The 14632-nt window shown below is 42.6% G+C and carries 14 protein-coding genes and 2 pseudogenes; 8 read left to right on the top strand and 8 right to left on the bottom strand.

From position 1 onward, the window contains the following. Together L3V36_RS23410 and L3V36_RS23405 are read right to left on the bottom strand one after the other, a co-directional pair. Positions 1 to 91 (bottom strand): annotated as a pseudogene (locus L3V36_RS23410) (integrase); the annotation flags it as partial. A 633-nt stretch (positions 92 to 724) separates the two neighbouring features. Then, complete coding sequence (locus L3V36_RS23405) at positions 725 to 1582, bottom strand: LysR family transcriptional regulator (protein WP_017092319.1); 858 nt, start codon at positions 1580 to 1582, stop codon at positions 725 to 727. A gap of 86 nt (positions 1583 to 1668) precedes the next feature. Between L3V36_RS23405 and L3V36_RS23400 the strand changes: the two genes are divergently transcribed. Together L3V36_RS23400 and L3V36_RS23395 are read left to right on the top strand one after the other, a co-directional pair. After that, complete coding sequence (locus tag L3V36_RS23400; protein WP_065681692.1) at positions 1669 to 1908, top strand: DUF2798 domain-containing protein; 240 nt, start codon at positions 1669 to 1671, stop codon at positions 1906 to 1908. Then, on the top strand, positions 1901 to 2188 hold the full coding sequence (locus L3V36_RS23395; RefSeq protein ID WP_017092321.1) for a putative quinol monooxygenase: 288 nt from the start codon (positions 1901 to 1903) through the stop codon (positions 2186 to 2188). The genes L3V36_RS23400 and L3V36_RS23395 overlap by 8 nt, the downstream gene beginning before the upstream one ends. A gap of 178 nt (positions 2189 to 2366) precedes the next feature. On the opposite strand, the gene L3V36_RS23390 is transcribed toward L3V36_RS23395, so the two are convergent. Beyond that, entirely contained in the window at positions 2367 to 3584 is a 1218-nt protein-coding gene (locus tag L3V36_RS23390; protein WP_017091817.1) for an ROK family transcriptional regulator, read from the bottom strand. Positions 3585 to 3807: 223 nt separating this feature from the next. On the opposite strand from L3V36_RS23390, the gene L3V36_RS23385 reads away from it, so the two are divergent. The 5 genes from L3V36_RS23385 to L3V36_RS23365 all read left to right on the top strand — a co-directional run bounded on the left by L3V36_RS23385 (position 3808) and on the right by L3V36_RS23365 (position 9606). Further along, positions 3808 to 5331, top strand: a complete 1524-nt coding sequence (locus L3V36_RS23385; protein ID WP_004732627.1) for a glycoside hydrolase family 32 protein — start codon at positions 3808 to 3810, stop codon at positions 5329 to 5331. 226 nt (positions 5332 to 5557) lie between these two features. Then, entirely contained in the window at positions 5558 to 6610 is a 1053-nt protein-coding gene (fba, locus tag L3V36_RS23380) for a class II fructose-bisphosphate aldolase (protein ID WP_004732628.1), read from the top strand. 18 nt (positions 6611 to 6628) lie between these two features. Then, positions 6629 to 7483 (top strand): PfkB family carbohydrate kinase, encoded by an 855-nt coding sequence (locus L3V36_RS23375; RefSeq protein ID WP_017091816.1) that lies wholly within the window; start codon positions 6629 to 6631, stop codon positions 7481 to 7483. After that, a complete protein-coding gene (locus L3V36_RS23370) occupies positions 7462 to 8118 on the top strand; it encodes a hypothetical protein (RefSeq protein WP_065681691.1) in 657 nt (218 codons plus the stop codon). The genes L3V36_RS23375 and L3V36_RS23370 overlap by 22 nt, the downstream gene beginning before the upstream one ends. Before the next feature lie 42 nt (positions 8119 to 8160). Then, entirely contained in the window at positions 8161 to 9606 is a 1446-nt protein-coding gene (locus L3V36_RS23365; RefSeq protein WP_017091814.1) for a sugar porter family MFS transporter, read from the top strand. A 209-nt stretch (positions 9607 to 9815) separates the two neighbouring features. Here L3V36_RS23365 and L3V36_RS23360 read toward each other — a convergent pair. From L3V36_RS23360 to L3V36_RS23345, 4 genes and pseudogenes are all read right to left on the bottom strand, one after another. Further along, positions 9816 to 10480 (bottom strand): annotated as a pseudogene (locus L3V36_RS23360) (IS3 family transposase); the annotation flags it as partial. Between the two features lie 115 nt (positions 10481 to 10595). Then, the gene (locus L3V36_RS23355; RefSeq protein WP_004731658.1) at positions 10596 to 11639 is read right to left on the bottom strand and encodes a GMP reductase; all 1044 of its coding nucleotides are present in this window, start codon (positions 11637 to 11639) and stop codon (positions 10596 to 10598) included. An 866-nt stretch (positions 11640 to 12505) separates the two neighbouring features. Beyond that, a complete protein-coding gene (locus L3V36_RS23350) occupies positions 12506 to 12943 on the bottom strand; it encodes a PAS domain-containing protein (RefSeq protein WP_004731659.1) in 438 nt (145 codons plus the stop codon). Between the two features lies 1 nt (position 12944). Beyond that, positions 12945 to 13949 (bottom strand): response regulator, encoded by a 1005-nt coding sequence (locus L3V36_RS23345; protein ID WP_004731662.1) that lies wholly within the window; start codon positions 13947 to 13949, stop codon positions 12945 to 12947. 102 nt (positions 13950 to 14051) lie between these two features. Between L3V36_RS23345 and L3V36_RS23340 the strand changes: the two genes are divergently transcribed. Continuing rightward, positions 14052 to 14255, top strand: a complete 204-nt coding sequence (locus tag L3V36_RS23340) for a hypothetical protein (protein ID WP_208775703.1) — start codon at positions 14052 to 14054, stop codon at positions 14253 to 14255. A 21-nt stretch (positions 14256 to 14276) separates the two neighbouring features. Here L3V36_RS23340 and L3V36_RS23335 read toward each other — a convergent pair whose 3' ends face one another. Then, positions 14277 to 14522, bottom strand: a complete 246-nt coding sequence (locus L3V36_RS23335) for a hypothetical protein (RefSeq protein ID WP_108166473.1) — start codon at positions 14520 to 14522, stop codon at positions 14277 to 14279. Between the last annotated feature and the right edge of the window lie 110 nt (positions 14523 to 14632).

Genomic DNA, 14632 nt, shown 5'->3' with positions numbered 1-14632 from the left:
CAATTTCTAATCTGGTTCTGATCCGCCAAATTTCCTCAAGCCGAAAAGGCTTTTTGACGCCACTTCGTTTCGTTTTGTTGAAAACTACCATGATGACCTCCTTTTTAATTTGGTCATCACGATTGTAATTGGAAGGAAATGGACAAAAGTTTGTTAGCTACATTACTAAATTAGAATGTAACGGATTAATTGGAGTATGGAAAAGTTGTCCAACAGCAGCGCCTTGCTAACTGCTGTGCGCATCAAGTCTATCGATGGTAAATGCAATGCTTTCTCCTACCACTCTTGGATCACTAGTCTCGATAGGTGCTGATAGATGTGCAATACCCACATCAACTATTACCTCAGGATCTATGCTTGTCACGATGCCCGATAGCGCCAGCCCCAATGATGTTTTAGCTCTTTCTTGGCTTCGGGGTTACCTGAAAATATTGACTCCCATTCTTCGTCTTCATAGTGGAGGCCGACTGATAAACGGATATCAATATTTTCTCCAGCTTAATATCTATCGCCCCCAAATTCGTCTATTGCAACAACCTTGACACCATCTACTTCGATTAAAGATGGTAAGTAAATTATCCATGAACTTGATATTAAGTTTTGTAGGGAAAACAGTATGATGCGGTCTATAAAGACAAATAACCTTGGCTAGGTCGGTTTATTATCACCTCACCAACAATCGTTGATATATGGAGAAATTACCTTCCCGTAGCAGCCAACCCAATCACGTCAAATCAACCATGCGCCCTTGTAAAGCAGGAGTGTTTTGAACACAGCTCTCGATACATGTGATCAGATCTTGGGACAGTGACGAAGGCTTTGGTTTATTCGCCCACAAGGCATACATAGGCCGAGTAAAAAGTATCTCAGAGTCGTATTGAACGTGCCCGGACATCTCACTATACAAATCGGCGATCTCTGTCATAGGCAATAGGCCTACACCCATGCCTGACGCGACCAGTTTACGTACCAAGGTAATGTCGTTGACCCGAGAAACCTTAGAGTATTGCCGCTCGATACTTAGCAAGTCTTGCCCTGAAATTTGCGTCTTAGAGTACGGCATAATGAGTCGCTCTCGGCTTTTGCAGTCTCGTCTTGAGACAAGGCATACGGCAATGCTGGCTAACTTTTTCTGGTAAAAAGACGAGTCTCTTTGCTCTCCACTACGTATGGCTAAATCAAAAGAAGTTTGGCTAAGCAGCACATTTGTGTTGGCAGGCTCAATAACGACATCCACATGACTTTTTTCTAGCAGAAAGGCTTCAAGCGCTGGGTATAGTTGGCCAATGATTAAGTTTTGCGGGCAATGTAAGACGAAGGAAACCGCTTCACTTTTCGAGCTTTCAGTCACGGCCTGATGAAGATTTAGGGTGGTCTCGCCAAGCTGCTCAAATAACCCTTTGCCAAAGCTAGTGAGTTTGACTCCCCTAGAGGAGCGAATAAATAGTGACTCACCTAATCTCTCTTCTAACAATAAGATGCGTTTGGACAAGGTAGGCGCGGTAGTTGTTAAGTCTCGTGCCGCTTTTGAATAACTGCCTCGACGGGCTACTTCAACAAATAATAAAAAATCATCCAGCATAAGGTTTTCCGCAATCTTAGTGTTCTAAAGCTCGTATGGCCGACGATACGATATATCCATACAGTATACAGACAGGAGGAAGCGCTATGACAAAATTTTTTTTCACTGCTCTGTTCTCATGCGCGATGTCAAGTATGGTGTCCGCGTGGGTCACTTACATCAATCTCGGTTTACCAGAAGATTTCATCAACCGATGGGGCTTTGCCTTTATTAATGCTTGGCCTGCTTCGTTTGCAGCGGCCTACTTGTTGAATAAACCAATCATGGTATTGACCCAAAAATTGATGCGTCAATTTACACCCCAAAAGGAGAAAAACAATGCTTAGTGTTGTGGCTTTTATTACCCCAAAAAGTGAATTTTATGCAGAGTGCAAACAAAAAGCTGAAGGCATTTTAACTGCTACTCGAGAAGAAGCGGGTTGCTTGCGTTTTGAGCTATATGAAAACCAAGCGAAAGATCAGCTGATCTTGGTTGAAAACTGGGTGGACCAAGCTGCCCTAGAAGAACACTATGCCCAGCCATATATCACACCGATATTTGAGTTTTATAAAACCGCATTAGCTCAAGAGCCAGAAATACACAAAATGACCAATGTAGAGGGTTAATTTCTCAGATATATCTGAGTAAGTCACTAGGGAGGGAGGCCTCACCTCCCTATCATTTAAAAGTTGCTCTAGCTTCAGCTATAACTCACTTTTGGACAAAAGTGAGTTAGCGCTATTGCTAATTTAGTAACTAATGAATTATGTAACGTATGGCAAAGTCTTAATATATAACTGCATATTAACAGCTCTTAGACGCCTTTATTCCTAAGTGTGCCAAAGGCAGAAGTAGCTCATTTGACATCACGTTGTGATAGTTACCTTTATGAACCAAATCTTCATCACTCTCATCAAGAACCAGTTCGATATTGCTTGCTAGATCCGGAAGTAATAAACGAAATGTGTATTCCTTTACACGACTTAAGAAATCAGCCCCTAATTGCGTCATTTCATCACCAATCACCACTAAATCAGGGTTTAATTGGTTAATGTTATTCACTAAGCCATATGCCAAGCACTTAGCTAAGTAATCAACTGCGTTTATCGCAGTAGATTCTCTGTCATGAAATGCATTAACTACCATTTCAAAGTCCGCGGATACTAATGACGCCTCTTGCTTGTAGCGTTCCACTAAAGCCGTCGTCGAGGTATACAGCTCAAGGCAACCTAGATTGCCACACTTACATTGCGGCCCTTGAAAATTGATCGATGTGTGGCCAATCTCCCCGGCAGTACCTAAACTGCCGTGATAAACCTGCCCTTCAATCACTAAGCCCGAACCTACACCCTGCCCAAGAGAGACATACAGTAAAACGCTTGCTTCATAAGTGCTTTGTAGCTGGCGCCAAACCGCGAGTGCTGCCAGTTTTGCATCATGGCCAGCATAAATTGGATAGTCTGGAAATTGTTTTCGCATGTGGGAAATGAAATCAATATCTTGCCAATTTTTAGCGTCAGTCATCAGCATTATTTTATTATCTTGCTCTAAGAATGGACCAGGCATCGCCACTGCAACCCCCAAAATATCACATTCCTGCTCTTTTAAAACATCACTCACTTGCTTAGTCAAATACTCGATCAGCTCTTCTGGGCTATTATCAGTATTAATGGGTTTGACTACGTTGGTTAGCGAAACACCATTGAGATCGTAGGTATCAATTGAGAAGTTAGTACGCTGTATTCGAACGGACACAATTCGTAGATGTTGGGTATTGAACCCCAGATAGATAGAGCTTCGACCACGTGCCGCTTTTCGCACACCCGTTTCAACAATAAGCCCTTGTTCTATTAAAGGTTTTATCGCTCTCGTCACCGTCGCTTGGTCAAGTCCAACCAATTGGCTGATCTCTTTTCTGGAGCAACTACCACTATTGTGAAGTGCATTGAGAATGACGCGCTTATTATGATTTTGTACATCATCTAACGAAACGCCCAGTCCGCTTCTCATAGGCTTATTCATAGTTCTCCCGACCAATTTGATCTGCAATAACGTTCCAATGGATCTACACAATATATAGAAAAAGTTAAGATTCAATAAAATCATATAGTTAGAAATTGAGCCTACTTTACTTATGTGAGCGCAATCTCAAGTTCATCATACTATATTTGTTAGCTGCAATTAAATGAAATATATTTGATTGCAGGTTGCAATTAAATATATTTCGATAACATTGGAGGTCCTTGTGGTATTCGATAAGAAGAAGCATCAGGCAATTATTGATCAAGTTGAAGAATACATCGCTGAGCATAAAGATACGGTTAAGCAGCACCATTGGCGTGAGCATTACCATTACCAAGCACCGGTAGGCTGGATTAATGACCCGCATGGATTGATTCAATATCAGGGTAAATATCACCTTTTCTATCAACACCATCCTTTCACTGGCAAGTGGGGAACCATGCACTGGGGACACGCAGTCAGCGAAGATCTCATTCACTGGGAAACACTGCCAGAAGCTTTAGCACCAAGTGAAGAATATGACGGCTGGGATGGCGGAGGTATTTTTACTGGTAGTGCTGTGAACAATGATGGTGTGATGACACTTTTCTACACTGGGTGTGCTCAAGCTCGCCAAGTTCAATGCATGGCAACATCGACTGATGGCATTAACTTTGACAAGTACGACGGTAATCCAATCTTATCTGATCCGCCAGAGGGAATTAACCTGCATGACTTCCGCGATCCAAAGGTTTGGAAACACGATGGGTCATGGTACATGGTGACGGGTGTTACAGATGGCGTGAGCGATCTAATTAACCCATCAAACTACGAGACCAACGGTTTCGGTAAAGTATGTCTACACCGCTCGGAAAACTTAACCGATTGGGAATTCGTAGGGTACTGTGTAGAGAGTATGGGTGAATTAGGCACAATGCTTGAGTGTCCAAATATTTTCAAATTGGGTGACAAGCACGTACTCATGTATTCACCTATGGGTATGCAGCAACGTCAGGTGGTCTACCTTGTTGGTGACCTTGATTACCAAACAGGCAAATTCCATTGGTCAACAATGGGCTCATTAGATTGGGGCTTTGACTACTATGCACCACAAGTATTCGATGATGAAAATGGGCGTACTCTAATCCAAGCATGGATTGGTTCATGGCCGTTCATGCCATGGTGTGATGGAACTTACGACACCAGTGAACTTGGTTGGTATGGGAGCATCTCTCTGGCTCGTGAAGTATCTTTATGTCATGACGGAAAACTGAAATTCACACCAGTACAAGAAGTTGAAAAATTGCGTCATTCACCAAAAAGGCATACTGAACTCAAGTTAAACGATGGTGAAAAATTCGCATTTGAAGCAGGTGATAATGTTCACTGTGAAATCATTGCTGACATCGATCTAGCCGCAAGCGACTGTGATAGCATTGTATTTGAAATTCGCAGTAAAGGTGAGCAGAAAACACTGATTGAGTTGGATTTAAAGAAAGGCGAACTGGCCTTTGATCGTACTCAATCGGGCAGTCGTTCAGCCTTACGTAGAACATGCCCACTAGAGTGTGCGAGTAAAGATCGAGCAAACATCCGTATCTTTATGGACAGTATTTCTGTGGAAGTCTTTACCGATGGAGGTCGTACTGTGATGACCAATAACATCTTCTCTGATGAAGACAGTGCAGGTCTCTATGTATACGCTAAGAACGGCAATGCTAGAATTGAGACACTAAAAACATTCGGTATGAAAAGTGTTGCCGAATAACTGATTCAGCTTCCCCCTTCTTCTTTTTAGCCCAGCTTATTGCTGGGCTTTTTTGTTCCTCAAAAAGTATTCCATGAAAAAAAGTCCTTTTTATCCAACTCAAATAACGATCCTCAAAACAAAAACACGATCCTTTTCACATTCTACATTTCATTTAATTGCCAGCTGCAATTAAATGAAATAGATTTAATTGCAAGAAACAATTAAACCTCAATTGGAGAAGAAAATGGCTATCGTTACACTAAGACAACTACTGGATCACGCAGCAGAAAATGGTTATGCAGTTCCAGCTTTCAACATCAGCAACATGGAGCAAGGACTTGCCATTGTTCGCGCTGCAGCAAAATGTAATTCAGGTGTCATCCTACAGGCGAGTATCAATGCTCGTAAAAGCTACGCAGGTGATGTGATGCTTTACAAGATGGTTTGTGCACTTGCTGAAATGTTCCCGAAAACACCAATCGTTCTTCATCAAGATCATGGCAATAGCGAAGAAACATGTCTGTCAGCAATTCGCCACGGCTTTACATCGGTCATGATGGATGGCTCATTGGAGCGTGATGCATCAACACCAAGCAGCTACGACTACAATGTAGATATTACTTCTCGTATCGCTCAATCAGCGCACTGGGTTGGTGCTTCAGTTGAAGGTGAGTTAGGTTGTATTGGCTCTTTAGAAACCGGTGAAGCTGAAGCTGAAGATGGCGTTGGTGCTGTTGGTATCCTTGAAAAGAGCCAGCTGCTAACAGACCCAGATCAAGCCGTTGATTTTGTTAAAAGAACAAAGGTTGACGCATTAGCGATCGCTTGTGGCACAAGCCATGGTGCTTACAAGTTCACTCGCAAACCTGATGGCGATATCTTAGCGATGAACGTAATCGAAGAAATTCACTCGAAGCTCCCAACGACTCACCTAGTTATGCATGGTGCTTCATCGGTTCCTCAATACCTTCAAGATATGATCAATGAGAATGGCGGTGAAATGCCTCAAACATATGGTGTGCCAATCGAAGAAATTGAGCGCGGTATCAAACATGGTGTTCGCAAGGTAAATATCGATACTGATTGCCGTATGGCGATGTCTGGTCGCTTCCGAGAATTAGCGATGAAAAATCCGCAAGAGTTTGATCCTCGTAAGTTCCTATTAGCAGGAATGGATGAACTAACGACACTTTGTTTAAACCGATTTGAACGATTTGGTTGTGCTGGTCACGGTGACAAGATTACACCAATTTCTATGGATGATATGGCTGCACGCTACGCCAGCGGTGAGCTGTAATTCAAAGGAGTTCTACGTATGGGAAATTGTGTATTTATAGGCAGAAGCACGATTGATTTGATGAGCTTTGTTGAAGTGATGCCTGATCCTGATCAAAAGGTGAATGCGATTGCTGATTTTATTGGTGGTGGTGGGTCTGCACTCAATGCTGCCATTGCATGCAACTCATTAGGCTCTGATGTACACCTTTGGACATGTTTAGGTAAAGAGCACCTCTATAAATCGATAGTGACAGCAGAGCTTAATGAACACGAAATTTCGGTTGTGGATTTAAGTTTAGACGATGAATACCAGCTACCACTATCGAACATTATCTCTGCAAAGCAAACTGCATCTAGGCTCATCGTTAACGCCAGTCAGCCTGATTGCGAAAAGGTGATGAGTTTAGACCCTAAGTGGCTAGATAATGCAAAGCTCGTATTACTTGATCAATATGAGCATCCGTTTGTTAGCGCAAACGTGCAAGCTTTGGCTGAGTTTACTGGGGATATTGTGTTAGACGCTGGTACTTGGAAATCGCACAGCGAACAGTTTTTATCTCTCTGTACTATTCCTATTGTTTCAGAGGAATTCACCAATGGTGACAAAGATAAAATGCAGGCACTTTGCGACCAATACGGGATCAAAAAGTGGGCAATGACGCTGGGCGACAAAGGTGTTTTTTATAGTGATGAGTCAGGTAGCGGGGTAATCCCTGCACCTAAAGTTGACGCTATCGATACGCTAGGTGCCGGGGATATTTTCCATGGAGCTTTTTGTCACTACTACTCAGAGAGTCAAGATTTCCGTGACTCTCTAAAGAAAGCCAGTCACATAGCGGCATTATCATGTACCGAATTAGGAACCAGATCATGGCTAAAACATATTCGCTAACGGGTGATGACATTGCAAGCGTTCCTCAACTGGTCGCCAACACCTACCAAGAGTCTGGGAAACAGATTCTTGTCATCGGTATCTCTGGTGCACCAGCGACGGGTAAATCAACGTTGTCTGAATCCCTACTATCTGGACTGTCACAGTTAGGGTTTAAAGCCCAACTGTGTCCAATGGACGGCTTTCACTACCCCAACTCGGTACTGAAAGAGAAAGGACTGACGTCAGTCAAAGGTAGCATCGAAACATTTGATGTAACCTCATTGGCACATTTGCTTTCCAAAGCGGTGAAGCCAAACACTGACGCATTCTTCTGGCCGAAATACTGTCGTGAGTTACACGATCCAATTGTTGAAGGTTTTTTAATTGAGCCAGACACTCAAATTATTTTACTCGAAGGCAATTACATCTACTCAACCGACGAAGACTGGCGACCAGTCAGTGATTTAATTGACTTGAAGATCTTTCTCACAGCAAGTGAAGAAGTACTCAGAGAGCGATTAATATCAAGACATCTGGCTGGTGGAAAGTCGAAACAAGAGGCGCTCGATAAAACCGAGCGCGTGGATCTAGTCAATGCGTTAAAAATAAAACAATACGAATCAAACGCAGACTACGTAATCCAGACGCACTAGAACAGCGTCCCATGTACCCTACAATTCTCATGGAGAGATCAAATGATTCTTAGTGAAAGTAATAAGAAAATGTTCTTTTTGACATTCATTTGCGCCGCGGCAACGATTGGTGGATTCCTATTTGGAATGGACACTATAGTTATTGGCGGTACGATTACACAAATCACACAACAGTTCGAGTTATCGTCCTTACAACAGGGCTGGTATGTATCTTCAGCGCTCGTTGGCTGCCTATTTGGTAGTATAATTGCTGGCCCTATTGCGGACTATGCTGGGCGTAAAAAACCTCTGATGCTAGGTGCTTTATTAGCTATCGTATCGGTGCTTGGTTGTATGTACGCAGACTCATTCAACTTACTGATCTGGGCTCGTATCATCGGTGGCTTTGGTATTGGTATCGCAACTGTAGTTTGCCCGATGTACATTGCAGAAGTTTCTCCAGCAAGACATAGAGGAAAACTAAGCAACCTATTTCAAGTTGCCATCGTTATCGGTTTAACGTGTTCGGTTGTTACCAACACACTCATTGTTAATTACAGCCAATCTGCCGTTGTCACAGGTCATTACCTTGATCACTTCTTTATTACTGAAAACTGGCGTGGCATGTTCTCTGTTGAGTTTCTGCCGGCAGTCATCTTCCTTGCTTTGGTCGTATTTTTTCCAGAGTCCCCTCGTTGGTTGATATCTAAATCGAGAGAGAGAGAAGCAGCTAACATTCTTAAAAAGCTCCTAACTAAAGGCGAAGCGGAAGAAGCTATCATTGAATGTCGACAGGTAATTCGCTCTGAAAAAGCAGGATCGTACAAACAATTAGTCAAAAATCCTGTAATGCGCTTTGGCTTGATGACGGGTGTACTACTGGCAATCTGGTCTGAATGGTCTGGTGTGACTGTTGTTATGTACTACGGTCCAGTCATGCTAGAAGAAATTATGGGAAGTCAGGGGTCAGCACTTGGCGGATTTGGTTGGATTTGTCTAGTAAGTGTCATCTTCACCTCACTTTCAATGGTATTCATTGATAAAGTAGGCCGCAGAAAAATGCTGATAACTTCTGCGCTTGGTTGTTTCGTTTGTCTTATCGGCCTAGCGATATTCTTCGACAGACCGGATACTCCACCGATGTTGATTGTTGGATTAATGGCGTTCTTTGTTGCCTTCACAGCACTAGGTTTAGGTCCTCTGAAGTTCACGATTTCAGCTGAGATTTTACCAACTTCAGTCCGTGGCCGTGCGGTCTCAATAACAACGGCAGCAATCTGGATTCAAGGTGTTATCTTGAACTCATTTACACCAGCTTTTAGAGAATCATTTGGAACATCGGCATTGTTCATCATGTTCGCGATTATCCTTCTTGGTCAGATTTGGTTTGCGGTAAAAATTCTTCCTGAAACGGCAAATCGTAGTTTAGAAAGCATCGAGAAAGAGTTGAAGCAACGCTTCGACATAAAAGAAGTTGAAGAAAAAGATCTTCAGCCAAAGCGAGTATAACGATCAATATATTACTGATATGAAAAGAGGCTCTACATGTAGAGCCTCTTTTTAATTGTTCTTCCGTAAGCAAAGGATATAAAAGTAAATTAAGAAAGTTAGTAACTATAAATGTAATGAAGCACTCTAGGCAGCTTCTTATAGATAACTATAGGTAATGCAAATACACATCAACAGGATATGTATGATTTTTTACACTAACTGACAATGGTTCGATGATAAGCCCTTCGATTCTGCACTAATAATCGATTCATTCTCAGCAGAGAGAATAAGCGGTCTCGCCCGATTTCAATATCGTTCTGAGCAAGTAAATACTTGATCTTACGAGTCCCTATACGAGGGTGCATCATCCTTTGATCCTTCACAAAACCGAGTACTGATTCATCTTTCTTTGTCTGATGAATTTCTGCAACACAGCGCTTGTAGAAAGCTTGTCGTGTAATACCTATGAAGTGACAAGCTTTAGTGACGGTCAACTTTCTGACCGTTTTTTCCTTAATAACTCGGCCTTGCGCTTCTTTGAGATTCGGACACCGAAATCTCGATCCATGACTTTTACAACCGCTTCAAAGAACTCAGCTTTGAGCTGAGTCTCTTCTAATTGCTGCTCGAGTTCTTTGATTCGTTGCTCTGGGGTTTGAGTTGAGGAAGAGTTTGACATAGTCGCTCCTAACGCTCTCGATTGTTCTATTCCTTTAGACCAATCTAGTTGACCATGTTTGCGAAGCCAAACTAAAACGGTAGAGCGACCTTGGATCCCATAACGTTCTTGAGCTTGCTTATAAGTCATTTCGCCTTTTTCAACTTGGCTTACGACTGCCAATTTAAAAGCAAGAGAATAATCTCGTTGAGTACGTCTACTTGTTGTTTTCATGACACTCTCCAATTTCATGTTGGAAGTGTGTCAACCATATTTAGGACGGTACATCCCAAAAAAAGAGCCGCTAAAAAGCGGCCCTTGATTTTCAAACTATTCGAACTCGTTCAGATTACTCTTTACCGAATACGTTGTTCTCTTGCTCTTGTACACGGATGAAAGTCGTACGCTTAGTTAGCTCTTTAAGCTTTGCTGCGCCTACGTATGTACAAGTTGAACGTACACCACCAAGGATGTCAGAAATCGTGTAATGAACTGAACCACGGTATGGAAGTAAAACAGTTTTACCTTCGGCAGCACGGTACTTAGCAACACCACCTGAGTGCTTGTCCATAGCCGACTGTGAAGACATGCCGTAAAATTTCATGTATTGCTTACCGTCTTGCTCTACAACTTCACCGCCTGACTCAGAGTGACCTGCTAGCATGCCGCCTAGCATTACGAAGTCAGCACCGCCGCCGAACGCTTTAGATACGTCACCCGCACATGAACAGCCACCGTCACCGATGATCATGCCGCCAAGGCCGTGTGCCGCGTCGCCACACTCGATGATTGCAGAAAGTTGAGGGTAACCTACGCCTGTTTTAACACGTGTAGTACAAACAGAACCAGGGCCGATACCAACCTTAACGATGTCTGCGCCAGCTAGAATTAGCTCTTCAACCATGTCACCCGTTACAACGTTACCCGCAGAGATAACTTTAGTCGGGAATTCTGCACGTACTTTCTGTACGAACTCAACAAGGTGCTCTGAGTAACCGTTAGCGATATCGATACAGATGAATACAAACTCTTCGCTAAGAGCCATGATCTTCTTAACTTTCTCGAACTCAGCTTCAGATGTACCTGTTGATACAAATACGTTGTTCAGTGTTTTCTTGTCTGCTGTTTTAGCGAACTCAGCCCACTGCTCTACTGTGTAGTGCTTGTGTACTGCAGTCATAACACCGTGCTCTGCTAGAGCAGCTGCCATTTCAAAGCTTGCTACCGAATCCATGTTAGCTGCAATTACTGGAGTACCAGACCATTGACGACCGCTATGCTTGAATGTAAAATCGCGGGTTAATTCAACTTGAGAACGGCTTTTAAGGGTAGAACGCTTCGGACGGAAGAGTACATCTTTGAAACCTAACTTAAGTTCTTGTTCGATACGCATGGTGTTTTCCTTGATTCATAAAATTATGTGTCTCTCGCGAAATGCGTAGTAAAACCGTTGGCAGACGAGTTTACTTTTCTTCGGACACAAAAAAACCGGAGCGTTGGCAGACGCTCCGGTTTTCAGCATTATAGGTCGTGATTTAGTAACAGCAAGTCTGATATTTCACTTTTTTTTATGCTATCCTCTCAAAGATTCCATATCCGCTAAAACCCTCTCAGTTACACTTCCCAACTAAATTCTTATTAATTAATAACTTAGCGAACCATTCACGCAAACACTGTTGGTTTATTGCGCAACCGTTTTCGTCCCTTTTTTACGTAATGTCCCCCTCACAAAGCAAATATGTGAAGAAAGTGCCTCGAAATCACATAAAAACCACACTTTTCTCCAATAAAAAAGTGCCTTTTTTCTTAAATAAATTCGATTATTTTCCAATTTTTATCTGTTTTTGACCAAATTGGCTAATCTCGTGACGTTTCTGTTTTGCGGTCACTTGGAAAAGTAGAGTGAAAAGGACTCAATCTAGAGACCAATATTCACTTGGGTTTGAGAGTCGAGCCCTCGCACTCCATTAAATGAAGCTTTCAAGCTTGGACTTTATAAATCCAATTTCTACTCACCCATAGCATTACGGCTCCAAAAGCACGTTTCGTCGTCGCCCTTTCGTTCATGTAACCTAGAATACTCTGCAAAGCGCTCAAAAAAAGAGGATTGGTTGACGTGAAAAACTGGGGGAAAAGATAAGATTTGAAGAATAAAAGCAAAAAAATGGCTCAGGTAATTAACCTTAGCCATTTTTATTCGCTGATTAGACTGATGCTAATACACACATAGAAAAGTGCTGTTTAGTAAATAGAGCAGTGTTAGTTCTTTTGAGAGACTAACGCTTCTGCAGTCGCATCTTGAATAGACAAGAACAATGAACTGACTTGTCCTGTTGGTGAGCGCATCGGGTTTAGCGTCACGTTCTGATACATGAAATCAGCTTGTTGAGTTACAGGCCTAACGTTACGACACTTAAACAGATAAGGCCGTTGTTGCCATGTAATGAAGCTACGGCAGCCTAAATCGTAGACTGGCTTGGTTTTCAGCCTAAACCACTCTTCTGGGATCTCAGGGAACAGTTCAAAGATCGACTTACCGATCGCATCATGCGATTGCTTACCACTATGGTGCGTCATAAAGCCATTCCAAACTTGTACCTGAAAGTCACGGTTAATGACCACCAGTCCCATGTCGACGTTTTGAACCATGTCCACCATCCAGTGGAACTGTTCAAATTCAGCAGGAAGATTCAGCATATTAAAACTCCTCCATTAGGTAGGCCAATTTGTTGTCTAGAAGCGGCAGAGACTCATCAACAAACATAAATAGAAGGTCACAACGGATAGAAGTGCCATCAATGTTATAGCTGACTTCGAAGGTCATGGTCTTCTTAAACGAACCACTGGTATTTTCAATCACAGAGTCAATCGAGATGTGTTGACCTAGCAACACAGGAGAACTCTGGAAGAAACGAACTTCTGATTGCTCCCCTAGTCCATTCAAGAATGAGCCGACGAGAATATTCGACACATCCATCAACAACTCTAGTTCTTCTAGCTGCTCGCTTTCTGTTGGCACCTTCATGAGCTTCTTAAGATCGCTCACACTAGAATCACTCAACAAGACTAATGCTTCGCCTGCAATGCCTTCTCCGCTAAAGCCTTGGCAAACACCCGACACTTGGTCGTTGTCGGCTAGGTCACGAAGTGCCATGTGCAATTCACTCACTTCGAAGATGTTGACGTTCGGCAGCGGTAGGTGAACAAACACATTAAAGTGACGAGCCAGTGCATCAGCTGCACGACCTATCGCTACGTTCGCGACTTCCATATAGATATCGCGTCTACGAAGTATTGGCAGTTCTAAAGCGGTTGGAGTAATGATCTGAGGCTGCTTTGGCGGCTCAACATGCTCACGTAAAATAGCTTTTAGCGCTTCTTTATCGATCGGCTTTTGTAAAAACGCTTTGGCACCGAGATCCAGCACCTTCTGTTGTGCTTTTGGTTGTATGTCACCCGAAACAACGACAACAGGCGTGGTATCACCCAAACGTTGCATCTCTTCCAATGTGCCATAGCCGTCTAATTCCGGCATGGTGAGGTCGAGGAACATCAATTTAAATTGGTTTTGAGCTAACTCTTCAAGTGCATTAAGCCCATGAACAGCAAAAGTTATATCTGCATTTAGAGAACTAGGCAGTGATCGAGCCATCTGCTTCCTTGCTAACGCAGAATCATCACATATAAGAACTGGGAACGACATAAATGCACCACCGACAAATTAAAGCTAATTCGGACGAGTGTAACAGAACATTATGGTATCAGGTACGGGGTGAATGGATTTATGTGTAGATTATTAGTAAGAATGATGAAACAAGCAGGTAAGCTATTATCCGACATTATTCTTCATGAAAAACAATATGCTACAAAGGTAATAACCGTTCATCATTATAGAGTAATAGCACTTTTTTATGGAACAACAGCGCTAGTTTATGAAATGACAGCCTTAATAAGTGAGTTTATTAAGGCTTGGTTTGCTCATTCATTTATCGGCTTTATGCAGCAATGATAAGAGACGTAATGTGAAGAACTAGAACTGGTATGAAGGCCATAAGATCAGTAAAGCGAAACGTATAACCACAGCAAACACCAATAAAGCGATACCCAAACGATACCATTTGTATTCCGTGATACTCATTGGGATACGCTTATAAAACATCGTAATCACGCCCTTCCAATCGCTACTGCGTCTTCCGTACTGCATCATGCTCGTCAAAACAAACAGTGCGCCAAGCACTAACATTCCTTTTTCAGCCCAGAACAATCCAACTTCCATTTGTGTATTCCTTGATAAAACGGTGAGCAACTCAAATCATTCTAGTCACCTTTACGCTCAGTTTCTGTAAGACCAAGGTCTAACCCACTCTCTACTTACTTGAAGGTACT

Source organism: Vibrio sp. G-C-1, assembly GCF_021728015.1.
GTDB classification, from domain to species: domain Bacteria; phylum Pseudomonadota; class Gammaproteobacteria; order Enterobacterales; family Vibrionaceae; genus Vibrio; species Vibrio splendidus.
This window is presented reverse-complemented; position numbering and strand designations above follow the sequence as displayed.